At 40.1% G+C, this 15334-nt stretch carries 19 protein-coding genes and 1 other RNA gene; 13 read left to right on the plus strand and 7 right to left on the minus strand.

Annotated features, from left to right (window positions below):
* The first annotated feature begins 128 nt into the window (after window positions 1-128).
* From FTT72_RS05805 to FTT72_RS05820, 4 genes are all read left to right on the plus strand, one after another.
* Entirely contained in the window at window positions 129-380 is a 252-nt protein-coding gene (locus tag FTT72_RS05805) for a hypothetical protein (RefSeq protein ID WP_180178016.1), read from the plus strand.
* Between the two features lie 6 nt (window positions 381-386).
* The gene (locus tag FTT72_RS05810; RefSeq protein ID WP_180178017.1) at window positions 387-755 is read left to right on the plus strand and encodes a type I secretion C-terminal target domain-containing protein; all 369 of its coding nucleotides are present in this window, start codon (window positions 387-389) and stop codon (window positions 753-755) included.
* Between the two features lie 262 nt (window positions 756-1017).
* Entirely contained in the window at window positions 1018-2217 is a 1200-nt protein-coding gene (locus tag FTT72_RS05815; RefSeq protein ID WP_257233406.1) for a YncE family protein, read from the plus strand.
* 84 nt (window positions 2218-2301) lie between these two features.
* Window positions 2302-2766 (plus strand): hypothetical protein, encoded by a 465-nt coding sequence (locus tag FTT72_RS05820; protein WP_180178019.1) that lies wholly within the window; start codon window positions 2302-2304, stop codon window positions 2764-2766.
* 159 nt (window positions 2767-2925) lie between these two features.
* Here the strand turns inward: FTT72_RS05820 and ssrS are convergent.
* The 3 genes from ssrS to FTT72_RS05835 form a co-directional block, all read right to left on the minus strand.
* Window positions 2926-3108, minus strand: a non-coding RNA gene (gene ssrS / locus FTT72_RS05825) — 6S RNA.
* A 99-nt stretch (window positions 3109-3207) separates the two neighbouring features.
* Window positions 3208-3495, minus strand: a complete 288-nt coding sequence (locus FTT72_RS05830; protein ID WP_168378082.1) for a cell division protein ZapA — start codon at window positions 3493-3495, stop codon at window positions 3208-3210.
* Between the two features lie 2 nt (window positions 3496-3497).
* Window positions 3498-4049: a hypothetical protein gene (locus FTT72_RS05835; RefSeq protein WP_078189180.1), complete on the minus strand. Its 552-nt coding sequence runs from the start codon at window positions 4047-4049 to the stop codon at window positions 3498-3500.
* 64 nt (window positions 4050-4113) lie between these two features.
* On the opposite strand from FTT72_RS05835, the gene FTT72_RS05840 reads away from it, so the two are divergent.
* Together FTT72_RS05840 and pepP are read left to right on the plus strand one after the other, a co-directional pair.
* Window positions 4114-4731 carry a UPF0149 family protein gene (locus tag FTT72_RS05840; RefSeq protein ID WP_180178020.1) on the plus strand — a complete coding sequence of 206 codons (618 nt, stop codon included), beginning with the start codon at window positions 4114-4116 and terminating at the stop codon, window positions 4729-4731.
* Between the two features lie 131 nt (window positions 4732-4862).
* On the plus strand, window positions 4863-6185 hold the full coding sequence (gene pepP, locus FTT72_RS05845) for a Xaa-Pro aminopeptidase (RefSeq protein ID WP_180178021.1): 1323 nt from the start codon (window positions 4863-4865) through the stop codon (window positions 6183-6185).
* A gap of 98 nt (window positions 6186-6283) precedes the next feature.
* Here pepP and FTT72_RS05850 read toward each other — a convergent pair whose 3' ends face one another.
* A complete protein-coding gene (locus tag FTT72_RS05850) occupies window positions 6284-6958 on the minus strand; it encodes a HEPN domain-containing protein (protein WP_180040710.1) in 675 nt (224 codons plus the stop codon).
* A 524-nt stretch (window positions 6959-7482) separates the two neighbouring features.
* Entirely contained in the window at window positions 7483-7650 is a 168-nt protein-coding gene (locus FTT72_RS05855) for a hypothetical protein (RefSeq protein ID WP_180040712.1), read from the minus strand.
* Window positions 7651-7838: 188 nt separating this feature from the next.
* On the opposite strand from FTT72_RS05855, the gene ubiH reads away from it, so the two are divergent.
* The 3 genes from ubiH (at window position 7839) to FTT72_RS05870 (ending at window position 10711) form a co-directional block, all read left to right on the plus strand.
* Window positions 7839-9047 carry a 2-octaprenyl-6-methoxyphenyl hydroxylase gene (gene ubiH / locus FTT72_RS05860; RefSeq protein WP_180055979.1) on the plus strand — a complete coding sequence of 403 codons (1209 nt, stop codon included), beginning with the start codon at window positions 7839-7841 and terminating at the stop codon, window positions 9045-9047.
* Window positions 9044-10288 (plus strand): FAD-dependent monooxygenase, encoded by a 1245-nt coding sequence (locus tag FTT72_RS05865; protein ID WP_180178022.1) that lies wholly within the window; start codon window positions 9044-9046, stop codon window positions 10286-10288. Before ubiH ends, FTT72_RS05865 begins: the two co-directional genes overlap by 4 nt.
* Window positions 10289-10462: 174 nt before the next feature.
* The gene (locus tag FTT72_RS05870) at window positions 10463-10711 is read left to right on the plus strand and encodes a hypothetical protein (protein WP_078189169.1); all 249 of its coding nucleotides are present in this window, start codon (window positions 10463-10465) and stop codon (window positions 10709-10711) included.
* Between the two features lie 115 nt (window positions 10712-10826).
* Here FTT72_RS05870 and FTT72_RS05875 read toward each other — a convergent pair whose 3' ends face one another.
* Window positions 10827-11249: a hypothetical protein gene (locus FTT72_RS05875; RefSeq protein ID WP_180178023.1), complete on the minus strand. Its 423-nt coding sequence runs from the start codon at window positions 11247-11249 to the stop codon at window positions 10827-10829.
* Window positions 11250-11353: 104 nt separating this feature from the next.
* Window positions 11354-12196: a 16S rRNA (cytidine(1402)-2'-O)-methyltransferase gene (gene rsmI, locus FTT72_RS05880; protein ID WP_078189168.1), complete on the minus strand. Its 843-nt coding sequence runs from the start codon at window positions 12194-12196 to the stop codon at window positions 11354-11356.
* Window positions 12197-12206: 10 nt separating this feature from the next.
* On the opposite strand from rsmI, the gene FTT72_RS05885 reads away from it, so the two are divergent.
* The 4 genes from FTT72_RS05885 to FTT72_RS05900 are packed head-to-tail and all read left to right on the plus strand — an operon-like array spanning window position 12207 to window position 15262.
* Window positions 12207-13151 (plus strand): penicillin-binding protein activator, encoded by a 945-nt coding sequence (locus FTT72_RS05885; RefSeq protein WP_180178024.1) that lies wholly within the window; start codon window positions 12207-12209, stop codon window positions 13149-13151.
* A gap of 46 nt (window positions 13152-13197) precedes the next feature.
* On the plus strand, window positions 13198-13605 hold the full coding sequence (locus FTT72_RS05890; protein ID WP_180063273.1) for a YraN family protein: 408 nt from the start codon (window positions 13198-13200) through the stop codon (window positions 13603-13605).
* A gap of 60 nt (window positions 13606-13665) precedes the next feature.
* Entirely contained in the window at window positions 13666-14364 is a 699-nt protein-coding gene (locus FTT72_RS05895; protein WP_180004165.1) for a BON domain-containing protein, read from the plus strand.
* Window positions 14365-14389: 25 nt separating this feature from the next.
* Window positions 14390-15262 carry an alpha/beta hydrolase gene (locus FTT72_RS05900; RefSeq protein WP_180163540.1) on the plus strand — a complete coding sequence of 291 codons (873 nt, stop codon included), beginning with the start codon at window positions 14390-14392 and terminating at the stop codon, window positions 15260-15262.
* Window positions 15263-15334 lie beyond the last annotated feature (72 nt).

The raw sequence follows: 15334 nt of genomic DNA on the forward strand, positions 1-15334 counted from the left end.
CTAAGACAGGTGAGAAAAATCAAAATGGACAGGATCAACTTGGTGTAGTAGCTCCGGAAGCAGACGCTCCAGAGAAAGTTTTACAATTTACTTTACATGCAGAAGTTTTAAATGATGCAGAGGAAAATGTGAATGTAAATGGTGTGAAATTTAAATCTGCTGCTCTTGATGCTTTAGTTGATGCCAAAGTTTCGGTAAATGGTATATCAGTAAGCAAAGATTCAGATGGGTATTATACTTATCAAGGCACTTCAAGTAGTCAAGTTGAAGATTTTATCGTGAAAGTTACAGTCCCTGAAACCTCAATTCAAGATGTAAATGTACTTACAACCCAGCTCGAAACAGAGTTAGGAAACAGTAATAATGTACTTCCTATTTAGGAAACAGTGACTGCGACAGCATCGTTTGCGATGTTCTCATTAGAAAGTGAAAGTTTACTTATTGGTGATGATATTGTTTTTGACCTTCTTGCAGACGATAATTTGGGTGGAAATGCATTAACAACCGTAAATGATTTTTCTACAACTGACCAAATCGACATCTCTTCATTACTTTCTGACAATGCTACTGAAGCGAATCTCGCAGAGTTTGTAACAGTAGAATATGACGAAGAAACTGATTCAGCTGTGATTTCAATTGACCGTGATGGCACATCAGGTCTGAAATACGAATCACAAGATCTCGTGATCTTGCTCAATCAAACGAGCAAAGTCGAACTAGATGATTTAATTAACAATAATCAAATTATTTACTAATAATTTGATGAACTAAAAAAGCACCTTCGGGTGCTTTTTTTATGCTTCCCAAAAAGTGAATGCAGATTGAAGACTTGGTTTTAATCAACAACTCATCGGAATTAAAACAAATACGCTATATCTACACATGTATATTGAATAAGCTTTCTTTGCGCTTAAAAAGCGACACTTATCTGATGACGTAGCTCAAAAGGTATGCATAAAAACAAATTAATGGACAATAAAAATGAAAAAGAATCTCTGGATCAGGACACTTCTTTGTATGACGGTTGCGGTGTCGCCACTTACTTTCGCAGCGACAACCACTGCACCCGTTCCACCCAATAGCCAGCAAGTTTTTTTTGTGGGTAATAACTGGGATGGTACGGTTACAGTCATCAATCCTTCAAAAAACTATCAAAAAGTTGGTGTCATCAATATGGTGCCTGACAAAAAAGAACGGCTCACTGAAATTTACCTTAACCCAGTAAAATTGATCGCCTATAGCTATATTCGTAATACAGCAGGAGAGGGAAATGATCAATTGGTCGATGACATGTATTCCACACCAGATGGCAAATCGGTAGTTGCATCACGCCCAAGTTTTGCAGATGTAGTCTCGATTAACATAGCAACAGGGAAAATTAATTGGCGCACACCCGTTGAGGGATTTCGAGCAGACCATATGGCAGTATCCCCTGATGGGCAACAGGTTGCAGTATCAGCGTCTTCAGGAAATGTCGTACATATACTCGATATCAACACAGGCAAGGAGCTCGGGCGCTTTGCCACAGGAGATAAGCCACATGAAAATATTTACTTTGATGGTGGCACAAAAATTCTTAACTCAGCCATAGGTAATGTGGAAACCTCAATGGATGCAGCGTGGCAGGATTTCACTAAAGGCAAACGCTATATCACCATTGCCGATGCTAATAATTTTAAAGTCTTGAAAAAAATTGATTTTCGACCTGCATTGGATGCCTTTGGCCGTAAAGACCTGTCTAACTCAGTTCGACCGATTGTATTTAGTAAAGATGAATCCAAAATCTATGCTCAGGTCTCATTTTTTAATGGTCTGGTCGAATATGATCTCAATCAAGACAAAGTCACGCGCATTGCACAGCTTCCGGGAAGTACAACTATTCCCTCTGATCGCACGAAATGGGTAAATGACTCACGTCATCATGGGCTTTCAATCAGTGGAGATGGTGAAAAACTATGTGTTGCAGGAACGATGGATGATTATGCCACCATCGTCGATCGTAAAACTTTGACCGCGGTGAAATTGATTGCTGCAGGCAAACCGTATTGGGCAACGCAAAGTCCAGATGGTAAGCGTTGTGTCATTTCTGAAAGTGCCACAGATGCAGTAACCGTGATTGATTTTGCAACAGGTGAAAAAGTCATCACAGTTCCAGTTGGCAATCACCCACAGCGTGTTCGTTTAGGTTATGCGCCAGCAGGATGGGGCAGTCAGTAAAACAGTTTAAATCAAATGCAAATGGAAAATTCAGAGTCAAATCGGCTCTGAATTTTTTAATTGAAGAACATTAGAGATTGGATCATGTATAAGAAATGGATAGTTCTAGGCTTAACGGTTGGCTTAATTTTATTGTTGATGATTCAGTTTTTAAAATCAGGGCAGCAGGAGGTTCATAAACAGCTACCGTTAGATCAACAAAAAGTGTCTGAAATACATTCAGAGCGAACTACAGAAAAGGTTTTACAGCATTCAAGTTCAAAACAAATACAAGAAAGACAAGATAAGGAAACGCACATCCAATTATTACAGCAACGTGAACAAGTATTTCAACAATTTCAGCAAATAAATACGCAGATGAGTCAGGGGCAGCAGCCGAATCAAAATCAAGTACTCGCTTTACTCGAGCAACAATATAGATTGGTTGAAAAAGGTGTCGTGCACGTGGATGAAGCCATTTCATCTATTCAATATTTACGCCAAATACTGCCGGAAATGGATCGATTTTTAGATGGGCAGCAAGCCAAACTGGAACAACTCAAAGATTGAATAAGGCGGATTAAATAAGCTTTTGAAAATTAACAAACTTGAATGAAATATTTACGCGAGGAACAGAAGTTGAATAGAACAGAAATAGAATAGTGAATTTTTTAGAGTATTTTTGAATTGAGATGAATGTTTAAAATTCATTTAATGATTTGGAAAATAAACACTCCGAAGATGCCGCTGCAAATGTCGTGACCCTGAACCCGATGAGTTCAAGGTGGACGCGACGTACACTCGCTGGGTTTCCCACACAAGGAGGGCATACGCTCAGAATATACAGAACACATCCATAAGTTTAAGTATCGGCAGGGGATTAGACCTAGCTGGCGAACACCTCAGAGATGTGCTCAGTATAACGAATTCATCGTTATTGGCAAATCACCAAACGCTGACAAAGTGTTTAAAATGAAGCAATCGGGCAAAGTATAATCACTAAACCACCGATTAATCAGTCAATTCTTCCACTTGTTCCAAAATATTTTGCAACAAAAGTTCGCAGTTTGCATATTCTTGCAAACTCTTATTCATCGACAGGACTTCTTGCATTAACTCAAGTGCGACCATAATGATCAGCTTACTCGGTTCCATACGTGGCGCTTTACGACGAAATTCATCGTATTTGTCATTCAGCAGTTGCGCTGCGCGTTCTAAATCTGCTTGTTGGTCAGAGGTCGTCGCTAAACGGAAACTATGACCTAGAACTTTTAAATCAACTGCAATTTGTTCACTCATGATCAAACTTCCTCATTGCTTTCAGTCGGATGCGCCAATTGTTGAATTTCTTGTGCATGTTGATCTTGAGCTGTACCTAAAATGGCTAAACGTTGAATAATCGCTTCAACTTTGGCTTTGGCATGTTCATTTTTTTGAAGCAGACGTTCACGTTCTTGCTTTAAACCTTGAATTTCTTGCTGAGCATGACGTTGTTCATTTTGCATTTTTTCTTTGACGATACGTAACTCATTACGCTCTGCCAAAATTTCCTGAAAACGATTTTTTAGATCAGTACAGCTTTTTTCGAGGCGGCTGTATCGGTCAGCCAAAGCAGTTGCATCAGTATTGAGCTGTTGAAGTTGAGCACGTGAATCAGTTAATTGCTCATTCAGTGTTTCAATTTCTTCTTGTTTCGAGGTGATAATGCCGTTCTTATGTACAATTTGAGCATGATGCTGCTCATTAGATGAGTTTTTCTCATCTTGTAAGGCACCATTTTCGCTTTCAAATTGCGCCAGTCGCGTTTTTAAAACGCTAATATGCGCTTGGAGACGCTGTAATTCTTCTAACATAACGTAGTCGCACAGTCTTGCAAACAAAGGTAATATATACGAAGTATAGAGATTGGATAAGCGAATGCAAGACGATATTTCAGGTTGGTCAGATTGGTCCCACAATTTTTCTAAAATTGAAGAAATTTCAAGCCCAAGTGAGTTACATGGTTTACTCACCGGTATAGTTTGTGTGTCAAAACCACCGAGTCGTGAAGAGTGGCAACAAATTTTAGCAACGCTTGATGTTGCTGAATTAGATGAAGATGCATTGGCATTGTTAACTGAAGAAGCAGAAGATGTAGCTCATTCACTTTCAGATGATGAACTCGACTATCTTCCTTTATTACCAGATGATGATCACTTACTTGGTGAGCGTGTGCAAGCCTTGGCAGACTGGTGTGCAGGTGTGGTTCTTGGTTTTGGTTTAGCAGCAGGACATCTGCGTACCAATGAACAAGAATTGATTGAGCATTTACAAGATGTCGCTTCAGTAGAATTTGAAGATTCAGATGATGATGAAGAAGGTGAAGAAAGCTATCAGGAATTATACGAATTTGTACGTTTAATCCCAGTGAGCCTGTCGATGGGACGTACCAAAGTTGATGTTTCAGAAACACCGTTGCTACAACTGAGCGCTAAAAATTCATCGGCTCAAGTGGGTAATGTGGTTGAAATGTTCACCCCGCATCGTCCAAGCTAAGGCATTAATTTTGCTTATATCTATGTGAGGTATTACGTGTTTTTATATGTGCCTCACATAGATTGAGAGATTCATATTCAATTGAATCAAAATTTAAACAATATCAGCCAGCAGGTATAAGAAGTACTTAAATGAAGAAATTAACTCAAGCGGATTTTCAAGAACGTCGAGACATCCTTGCGGGTGAAATGGGACTACGTAGTATTGCAATTATTGCCACGAGCAAAGAAGCCATGCGTAATCGCGACGCAGATTATAAATTTCGAGCTGATAGTAGTTTCTTTTATTTAACAGGTTTTGCTGAACCTGAAGCGGTTGCAGTGATTGAAACCTTTGATAGCGAAGAAGAAGGTTATAGCTATAGTTTGTTCTGCCGTGAACGTGACCGTGAAATGGAAATTTGGAATGGCTACCGTGCGGGTGTAGATGGGGCTGTAGAAGATTATGAAGCTGATGAAGCTTATGCAATTGATTTGCTTGATGAAGAAATTTTAGAAAAATTACAAAATAAAGATAAATTATTCTACCGTATTGGGCAGCAACCAGATTTTGATGCTCGTGTGGCGCAGTGGATTTCGGCTGCAAGTGGTGAATCACGTAAGGGTGCAAGTGCGCCTGCTCAAGTCATTCAACTAGATCGCATCATTGATGAAATGCGTTTGCATAAGTCTAATGATGAACTTGAATTGATGCAGATTGCTTCGGATATTTCAGCAGAAGCGCATACTCGTGCCATGCAAACGGTTAAACCAGGCATGATGGAATATGCACTAGAAGCAGAACTGAATTATGTCTTTGGTAAAAATGGCTGTGTGCCTTCCTATAACAGCATTGTCGGCGGCGGTGAAAATGGCTGTATTTTGCACTATGTGGAAAATGACAAAGAACTCAAAGATGGTGATTTGGTACTGATTGATGCAGCATGTGAATATCAGCTGTATGCTTCGGATATTACCCGTACCTTCCCAGTCAACGGCAAATTTAGCCCAGAACAAAAAGCGCTTTATAATGTAGTGCTCGATTCGCAAATTGCGGCGATTGATGCTGTGCGTATTGGCAACTCTTATAAAGAACCGCATAACGTTGCAGTGCGTATTTTAGTTCAAGGCTTACTGGATCTTGGGATTATGCAAGGAGATATTGACGAGATCATTGAAAAAGAAGCTTACCGTCAGTTTTATATGCATGGTACGGGTCATTGGCTTGGTATGGATGTGCATGACGTCGGTTCATACAAGCAAGACGGTGAATGGCGTGCCTATGAAGAAGGCATGGTTGTAACGGTTGAACCGGGGCTCTATATTGCGCCTGATGATGAAAGCGTTGATGCGAAATGGCGTGGTATCGGTATTCGTATTGAAGATGATGTGGCTGTAACTAAAGCAGGTCCACGTGTTTTAACAGCTGCAGTGGTCAAGTCGGTGGAAGACATTGAAGCCTTGATGGCGCAGTAACTTGCAATGAATAAAAAAAGCCGGTCAGTTGATCGGCTTTTTTTGTGTACAAGAGTTTTTTATGTTAATTAATTTTTTTCTATGTAAATCTGATAGTTTTATGAAGAGTAAGCTAGTAAAAACCTCTCGATATCCTCAATCATTCTGTGAACATTTTCCTCTGTAAACTGATCATAGTTACCATGGGCTGCATTATTTCGAATATCAGCCATAGCTGTGATGAGTTTTTGTTGGAGAGGGTTGTAAACTCCTGCTTTTGCTAAGTCTTCATTTAATCGTGTTAATTTTTTCTTCTCTAATTCTATTTCATTATTTAAACATAGTTCTTTAATTGCGGTTTCTAGAACTACACCAGCAATCACAGCAGCTGAATTTTTATAACCACTATTTAAGAGCGACCGTGCTTGCTCTAATTCACTATCAAAAACTTCTGCTTGAACGATTTGTTTGAAAGAAGTTAAAAAACCATTTTTAAAATCATCATATGCTGCTTTCAAAATTGGAATTAATCTACTGATTATTCTAGTGTTAGTATCAAAGCTTTGAGTTTCTTCAGCATCTAAAAAATCACGGTAATGAATAGATTTTTCACCACATGATAGCAATAATAGATTTTTAACTTTAACTTTCCATTCAAGGTAAAGAGCATCACCCTCATCACCCAACGTATCATAGCTTCCGCTATATTCTGAATAAGCTTTTTTTGCCATAGCTTTGATAGAAGCAGAATCGTTTAGTAGTTGTTCATAGCGTTGTAATATTTTTTGACTCATATTGATCCAAATATTTTGACTGAATTATTTAAATATTATTGCTATACAATAACATATATAATCATTGAGAAAATAATAAGGTCTGAATTCTTGAATGTCTCATAGTCTTTGGGTCTATTTGCGAACTATGATAAAAGTCAAAGACAAATCAATATTGGGAGAGCACAGCCTCCGACATAAAAACCAACAATTGTACAAACCAAAATGTTTTTTTCCTTATTGAGATCTATATGTTTATTTATATCCTCAATTCAATGGCTTATTAAATTTCATGGATAGGTAAAGTAAGTAGATAATATGTCTGATTGAATAGCCATCATAATAAAGAAGAGAATAAGATGACAAACTTCAGCTCAAGTTATACACGCACAGAAAAAATTAAACAGATAATTTTTCTTAGCCTAACTATGCTCATTATTTGCATATTGCATTTCATGGTTTTTCCATGGTTGAAGAGCACAAATTGGTTTCTCTGTCATCCCCATGAATTTGATGTGCTATATGGCTTCTTTACTATTTTTACTTTATTTTATTTGTAATGCTGCATTTTCTATTTTATTGACCTCGAAATATACGTACTGTGCGACTAAAGCAATATCCATTGCCTGTGCAAAAAACATAGTGACCGCAGCCATATCAATATGGCATAAAAGCCACATGGCGTGCGTATCTTTCAATTCTAATGATTCCATTCTGGATTGTGATGAGCGTATGGGGTTACTCAATCACACAGGATTTAAAAGCATCGCTCAATCCTCACAAACTACAACAAGAGCGTGTATTACAATGTCAAAAAACTGAGTCATGATGTAAGATAAATCCAATATATAAATGACGTATTTCGACACTCGAATCGAATACAACAGATAAGGAAACAAGCATGCAGCAAGAAGTCATCATAGTTGGTGGTGGTATGGTCGGTTTAAGTCTGGCACTCATGTTGGCCAAAGACAAAATTGGCGTAAAACTTTTAGAAGCCACTAAATACCCCAATTATGATGATGCAAACCTTGAGCCTTATCACTCGAGTTTTGATGCACGAAACAGCGCCTTGTCACGCCGTACGGTGCAAATTTATCAAGAACTAGGCCTCTGGGATGCTTTGCAGGAACACGCCACACCTATTTTAGAAGTGAATATTACAGAGCAAGGCAGTTTTGGTAAGGCAAGACTCAAAGCAGAACAAGAAAAAGTCGAAAGCTTTGGACAAGTTATTGAAAATGCATGGCTCGGCCGTGTGCTGCTCACAGAAGTCAAAAAAGAACCGCTGATAGAATTAATTGACGGCGTACAAGTGACTTCGCTGACGCAGGATGCAGACCATGCCTATATTGAAGCAAAGCGTGCTAAAGAACAGCTCAAACTACAATCTAAAATTGTGATTGCCGCCGATGGCCGTGATTCATTCTGCCGTAAAGCCTTAGGTATTGGCGCATCGGTGCATGATTATGACCAAGTGGCGATTGTCACTACAGTACAAACCTCTAAACCGCATGGTTATGTCGGTTTCGAGCGTTTTAGTCCGCTTGGTCCGCTAGCGCTGCTGCCACTTCCAGGTGAATACCGTCGCTCAGTGGTTTGGCCTGTTCCTAAAGGAACTGAAGGCGAGTGGATGGGTGATGAAAATGATCAGCACTTCTTAGATGCTTTACAAGAAACCTATGGCGACCGTGCAGGTAAATTCCAAAAAACTGGTAAACGTTTCAGCTTCCCATTGTCGCAAGTACTTGCAGAGAAACAAGCTGTAGGTCGTGTAGTGCTCATGGGAAATGCTGCACATACCATTCACCCAGTTGCTGGTCAGGGCTTTAACTTATGTATGCGCGATGCCTATGTACTACGCCGTTATTTAAAAGAGCAAGTTGAAAAAAATGCAGATCTGGGTGATGCAGCTATGTTGCTTGATTATGAAAAATCGCGCCTGACCGATCAGCAGCGGGTGATTAAATTCTGTGATTCAGTTGTTCGTGGTTTTAGCAACCAGAACCCATTTTTAAAATTGATTCGCAATACTGGATTAGTTGCCTTTGATACCATTCCGGGGATTAAGCCTTTGGTCGCGAATTATGCAATGGGGCTAAAAGCATGAGTTTAAATCAAACAAATGTACTGGATGCCGTGATTGTCGGCGGCGGCTTGGTCGGTGGCTTAACGGCATTGCTGTTGGCGCAAGGCGGTGTGCAGGCTACGGTATTGGATGCGGCACCTATTTTGGATGCAGAAAAAACCAAAAGTGTTGCGAATCCTCGAGTTTTGGCGCTCAGTCAAGCCACCATTCATTTACTCAAGACTGTGGGTGTTTGGGAAAAGCTTGCCCGTCAGCAGCCTTATACTGGTATGCAGGTGTGGAATAAAAATGGCTATGGAGAAATCAATTTTGGTCATGTGGCAGAGCAAACACCATCAGTTGAGCAAGCTTTAGGTTCAATGGTTGAACCAAGTGTATTGAATTTAGCCATTCAAGAAGAAATGCTAGAACAGCTTGAAGACTACCGAACCCAAGTTAAGGTCAGTCGAGTTGAGCGTGGCGTTGGTGTGTGGATCATTCACCTCGCAGATGGTACCCAGCTCAAAACAAAACTGGTGATAGGTGCAGATGGTGCAAACTCATTTGTCCGTGAGCAAGCTTTCATCGATCTAGATGTATTGGACTATAAGCAAGCCGGTGTGAGCTGTGCAATTAAAACCTCCCAACCGCATCAGCATTTAGCACGTCAAATTTTCTTAGAAACTGGCCCTTTAGCATTTTTGCCGATGGCGAGTCTGAAAAAAGAAGAAAGCGGTTATTGGCAATCGATTGTGTGGACCTTACCAGATGATTATGCCGATGAATATGTGGCTTTATCCGATGTTGAATTTACTGCGTTGCTCACTCGAGAAAGCCATCACATGCTCGGCGAAGTCTTAGAAGCAACGCCACGTGCTAAATTTCCATTGAAGGCACGAGCTGCACAGCAATATGTTCATGATGGTCTAGCGCTGATTGGAGATGCGGCCCATGTGATTCATCCGCTTGCAGGACAAGGCGTGAATATTGGCTGTTTAGATGCAGCGGTGCTTTGCGATGTGCTTTTGACCGATAAAAAACGAGGTGTGTGGGCACATGAACAAAGTTTGAAGCGCTATGAGCACCGCCGTAAAGGGCAAAACGATGCCATGATGCATAGTATGTCCGCGATTGGTTGGTTAGAAACCACCACTTTTTCACCTGTGGTGTGGGCGCGAAACTTTGGTTTAAAACAAGTGGAAAATCAGACTGTTCTAAAAGATGCGTTTATGGCTCAAGCCAATGGTCTGAGTATTTTAAAAGAGACAATCTACGCAGCTTAGGTCAAAGTCTGATATTTTTTAGACAGTCGTATAAACAAGGTTACGATTTTGATTAAAAAAGATACGATTTTTTGGTTGTGGGTACTAGTCGAAATGCTCAGAGATTGCTAAATTTCTGTTAATTTAAAACCAGCCATTCGCTGGCAAACAGAAGTCATTCGCGGGGAGAACACAATGACTGATATGAACGATTATGATGATCCAGAAGATTCAGTAGTTGATGAAGATGAAGCACAAGCAGCTGAAAAAGGTGCAGGTGACGCAGCTGATTCTGCCTCTGATGGTGACACCTCTGAAGCTGAAACATTAACAGTGACTGCAAAACTAAAACAACGTCAGGCGCTTGAAGATGAAGTTGCTGCGTTCTTAGCGCGTGGTGGTCGTATTACCGAAGTCCCTCCAGACGAATCGGCAAAAGATTAAAAATGAAAAAACACCACGTCATGTGGTGTTTTTTTTTGCTTCATTCGCTTGTGCGAGGCTGAAGGTCATTCATTTTTAAACTAAGCATGTTTAGTTATGACGTTGTGAAGTTATTTTAAGTCGTCTTTGGCTTCATATATTTACGACTGATCGCGTAAATAGGATAGAACACAAAATGCAGTAAAAGCAAAAACATACAATTGATAATGAATGCAGCAATATACGGCGGTGCATGCATGGCCGCCACAGCAGCGACAAAAGATTGAAAAAGTAATACCGCACTCAAAACGACATAAGCCCAATAGCGATGCCTATCCCAAAATTGGCTCAGTTTTAGTAAATTACCGACTACAAAATAGAGGGAACAATATCCACAGACCATCGCAATCGCGCTATGATCGGCCGTCATTTGCTCGCCACTAATATAGTGCGGATAGGGTTGAATGCCAGTATAAATAATATATGCAAGGGCCGTGAGCCAAACCAGATTAAAGAGAATGAACATCAGCGGTTTTTTGACAGACAGATTTATGGACATGTTATAAGCAACTTTTTTCATTCTATTTAAATTATTGTATGGGATAGCTTATGGAACCCGTAGGTCCCATAAGCGGTTCAAATTAAAAATAAAAAAAATTAAGCTTAATCGTTCGCTTGGGTTAATTCTAAAGCACGTTGATAGGCTACTTTCTTTTTAATCCCAGTTAAATCTGCAGCCAACTGAGAGGCAGCTTTAACGGACAAGTCTTGAAGTAAACGGGTCAACAATTTGTCTAACTTTTCTTGCTCTAGGTCTTTTTCTTCGGTCGCACCACCAATCACCAATACGATTTCGCCTTTTTGCTGATTGTGATCAGATTCGACAAAATGAACCAATTCGCCCAAAGACATTTTTTTAATAGTTTCAAATGTTTTGGTAATTTCACGTGCAAAGCCCACAGGACGATCTGCACCAAAGACATTCGACATATCTTTTAGGCAATCCACAATACGGTGCGGCGCTTCATAAATAATCATGGTTTGAGTTTCGTCTTTCAGTTTTTCCAGTGCTAAAAGACGTTGTGACTGTTTAGACGGTAAAAAGCCTTCGAAACTAAAACGGTCACTGGGTAGGCCGACAGCACTGAGAGCTGCAATGGCAGCACAGGCACCCGGCACAGGAATGACACGAATATTTTTTTCTTGTGCAGCACGAACCAGTTTAAAGCCGGGGTCACTGATCAATGGTGTGCCTGCATCACTAATCAGCGCCATATTTTCACCCTTTTCGAGGCGTTCAATCAGCTGGTCTATTTTGTTGCTTTCGTTATGGTCGTGGCAGGCGGTTAAAGGTGTATTGATACTAAAATGTTTAAGTAATTGTGCTGAAGTTCGTGTATCCTCGGCGGCAATAATTTTAACCGACTTCAATACCTCAATTGCACGATAACTAATATCATCTAAGTGCCCGATTGGAGTTGCAACAACAAATAACTGAGCACTCATAGGTTTCTCCATGTTGGATAATAAGAACAAAATTTTGGGTCTTTGCCTTTTAAGCAGTATGTTTACTGCTGCACAGGCAAACGTCTTGGTCATTCTACCTGAATCTGGTCCTATGGCGCGAGCCGCATCCAGTATTAAGCAAGGTTTCAATAGCGCATATCAATCATCAGACTACAAAGTGCCCATTAAGTTTGTAGATTCAAATCAAAAGCAAATTGCAGTGATATTGAAGCAACAGGTAAATAAAAAAACTCAATTGGTGATTGGCCCTTTAGCACGTCAAGACGTTGAAGCACTTGTAAAGGCAAAGCCTAAAGTCCGCGTGTTGGCTTTAAATGAAACGACGAGCCAAATTCCCAATGTTTGGCAGTACAGTTTATCGAAACGTGATGATGCCTTAGCACTTCAAAAAGTCTTTGAAAAAGACAAGTTAGCGCAAGTGCTTGTTCTACGTCAGCCTGCAACAGAGGCAGAACATGAATTATTGCTCATGTCCTTAATCAGCCAAAGTTCAGTACCTATTCAAGTGGTTGAACAACTCCCAACGAAGCTAGACAAAAATCAAGGGGTGCTGTTGCTGGGCAATAATGAATGGTTAAACAGTCAAAAAAAACTACCCAAAATGAAACTATATAGCGTCGCCAATGCGATTGAAGCCACTAAGCCCATTCCTGTAGGGCTGAAATTTTGTGATGCACCTGCCTTACATGATGCGCGTTGGCCAGACCTGATCCGAGCTTATGAGGAAAATCCAGTAGATATGCCATATCAACGTCTTTTAGCTTTTGGTGGGGACACATGGCATATCGCAAAACAATATTTGCAAGAACCGAAATTAAAAAGCATTGAGTTTCAGGGGCGAACAGGGCTAATCAGAATTAGTCAAAATAATATTCAGCGTGTTCCTCACTGCTATGAGCGAAGTAAAAAAGGCATCGTGGCGATCTCACTTTAGGGATGAAACGATGCAGCTAAACTTAGAGCAGATGAATTTGGGACAGATGAATCTGGGGCAGTGGGCAGAACGGCAAGCGCTGCGTTTGGTTGAGCAGCAAGGCTATGTACAGGTGCAACAGAATTATCATAGTCGTTATGGTGAAATTGATTTGATCGTTGCACGTGGTCAAGAATTGGTGTTTATCGAAGTTAAAGCCCGTTCAAATACCCGCTATGCCCAAGCCATCGAAAGTATTTCCATTCACAAACAACGTAAGATGATGAAGACTGCGTTGCTTTTTTTAAATGAACAGTCACATTTTCAAAATTATTATTGTCGCTTTGATGCAATTTGTTTTGATTTTTATCAACACTTTGCAAAAACACTACAGCAAGATTTTTCTAAATACCCGTATCATCAGCAATGGATTGAAAATGCTTTTACTTTTGATCAAGAGTTGATTAATCTCTGATAAAACAAACTGTGTAAACGCATAGAAAAATACGTGTGGAAATTTGAGGAGTCGTGCTGAGTGGTTAAGCGTATTGCAATAACGATGCTTTGTGTCGCAAGTTTATCTGGCTGTGCGAGTTTTATTTCGAATGGAACAGGATCAGCACCTGTAGGAACTGAAAGCGGCGCACGCTCATTGGGACAAGTTTTTATTGACTCTTCCATTGTTCGAACAGCAAAAATTAACTTATATAAATTAGATACTCGTTTTAAACAGTCACGTGTCAATATTGAAAGTTTTCATGGCAATGTCTTATTGACTGGGCAAGTGCCAGATAATCATTTAAAAGAATTGGCAGAAGAAAATGTCCGTTCAATGAGTGATGTCAAAACTGTACATAACTATATTACAGTGGGTAATCAGATCAGCTATAGCACCATCATGCAAGATACTGCGGTCACTGCGAATACCCGTGGTTTGATTATGAAAGCGCCTGTGGTATCTGACAGCAAAGTACACATTCATACTGAAGATGCTGTTCTTTATGTGATGGGCCGTTTAAACAGTGCGGAAATCACAGACTTAAATCAAATCTTGCAACAAGTGGGTAATGTAACGCGAATTATCACTTTAATCGATAATATTGATCAGAACCCAAATCCACAGGCACGTTCAATTAACTCAAGTTACACCACACCTGCTGTAGGTAATGTGCAACCTGAAGTACAAACGCCTGTAGCGATAGATCCGGATGCTGTTGATCCAAATGCTCAATAAAATGTCGGAAATGATGCTGTAAAATATGAATCAATGGTCTCTGCGGCTTCAGCAAAAAATGGATTTGGCTAAATCTTTATACCGAAATTTTCGGTTATATGATTTTGGCAGTTATGCATTAAATCGACTGACACCCAAACAAGGATATCATGTTCAAAACAATATCCCTTATGGTCTAAAAGCGCGCCATCGCCTAGATTTGTATCGCACGTCAGCACCTCGTCAGCAACGTCCACTCATCGTATTTGTACATGGTGGAGCGTGGATGCATGGTGACAAAAAGGACTATGGATTCATTGGTGAAGCTTTTGCCAAAGAAGGCTTCGATGTTGCTGTCATTAATTACCATCTCGCACCTGAATATATTTTTCCGGCTTCAATTGATGATCTTAGCCTTGCATTAAACTATTTGACGCAGTCTCAGCATAAGTTGCAGATTGAAGTGGAAAATGTGGTGTTAATGGGACATTCGGCAGGGGCATTTAATGTCATGTCTGCACTGTATCATCCGACGCCTTATCAGCTACAAGTGAAAGAGAATATTCGTGCAATTGTGGGATTGGCAGGGCCATATCATTTTGATTATAAAGGTGATCCGATTTGTGCAGATGCCTTTGATCAAAATGTACCGTATCAACAAGTGATGCCGTATTATTTTGTTGAGCACAATCAAGTGAAGCATTATCTATTTACTGCGGATAAAGACAATATCGTTGGCTATAGCAATAGTGAAGATTTAGATCGTCGATTAAAAGCCTCAGGCAACCACAGTCAGTTGATTCAAATCCCACGTGTTGGGCACATCACGATGATTGGTTCAGTTTCGAGTTTATTTAGTCGCTTCTTTAAAACCAAAGCTGAAATCATGCGTGTACTCGATGAAATTAGTCCACCTTAATGTCTTTGGTTAAATGATTGAAAATAAAAAAACCGCCAAGTATGGCGGTTTTTTTATTGCATGATTTATTTA

The sequence above is a fragment of the Acinetobacter sp. YH01005 genome, from assembly GCF_013420465.1.
Classification (GTDB): Bacteria; Pseudomonadota; Gammaproteobacteria; order Pseudomonadales; family Moraxellaceae; genus Acinetobacter; species Acinetobacter amyesii.

What these genes read in the sequence shown, in the direction of transcription:
- FTT72_RS05875 (WP_180178023.1), bottom strand. Translation starts at nt 11,249, where the DNA reads ATGTCCATAAATCTGTCTGTCAAAAAACCGCTGATGTTCATTCTCTTT.
- FTT72_RS05870 (WP_078189169.1), top strand. Translation starts at nt 10,463, where the DNA reads ATGACTGATATGAACGATTATGATGATCCAGAAGATTCAGTAGTTGAT.
- FTT72_RS05885 (WP_180178024.1), top strand. Translation starts at nt 12,207, where the DNA reads ATGTTGGATAATAAGAACAAAATTTTGGGTCTTTGCCTTTTAAGCAGT.
- FTT72_RS05900 (WP_180163540.1), top strand. Translation starts at nt 14,390, where the DNA reads ATGAATCAATGGTCTCTGCGGCTTCAGCAAAAAATGGATTTGGCTAAA.
- FTT72_RS05815 (WP_257233406.1), top strand. Translation starts at nt 1,018, where the DNA reads ATGACGGTTGCGGTGTCGCCACTTACTTTCGCAGCGACAACCACTGCA.
- FTT72_RS05820 (WP_180178019.1), top strand. Translation starts at nt 2,302, where the DNA reads ATGTATAAGAAATGGATAGTTCTAGGCTTAACGGTTGGCTTAATTTTA.
- FTT72_RS05840 (WP_180178020.1), top strand. Translation starts at nt 4,114, where the DNA reads ATGCAAGACGATATTTCAGGTTGGTCAGATTGGTCCCACAATTTTTCT.
- FTT72_RS05835 (WP_078189180.1), bottom strand. Translation starts at nt 4,049, where the DNA reads ATGTTAGAAGAATTACAGCGTCTCCAAGCGCATATTAGCGTTTTAAAA.
- FTT72_RS05855 (WP_180040712.1), bottom strand. Translation starts at nt 7,650, where the DNA reads ATGGAATCATTAGAATTGAAAGATACGCACGCCATGTGGCTTTTATGC.
- FTT72_RS05890 (WP_180063273.1), top strand. Translation starts at nt 13,198, where the DNA reads ATGAATCTGGGGCAGTGGGCAGAACGGCAAGCGCTGCGTTTGGTTGAG.
- FTT72_RS05850 (WP_180040710.1), bottom strand. Translation starts at nt 6,958, where the DNA reads ATGAGTCAAAAAATATTACAACGCTATGAACAACTACTAAACGATTCT.
- FTT72_RS05830 (WP_168378082.1), bottom strand. Translation starts at nt 3,495, where the DNA reads ATGAGTGAACAAATTGCAGTTGATTTAAAAGTTCTAGGTCATAGTTTC.
- pepP (WP_180178021.1), top strand. Translation starts at nt 4,863, where the DNA reads ATGAAGAAATTAACTCAAGCGGATTTTCAAGAACGTCGAGACATCCTT.
- ubiH (WP_180055979.1), top strand. Translation starts at nt 7,839, where the DNA reads ATGCAGCAAGAAGTCATCATAGTTGGTGGTGGTATGGTCGGTTTAAGT.
- FTT72_RS05865 (WP_180178022.1), top strand. Translation starts at nt 9,044, where the DNA reads ATGAGTTTAAATCAAACAAATGTACTGGATGCCGTGATTGTCGGCGGC.
- rsmI (WP_078189168.1), bottom strand. Translation starts at nt 12,196, where the DNA reads ATGAGTGCTCAGTTATTTGTTGTTGCAACTCCAATCGGGCACTTAGAT.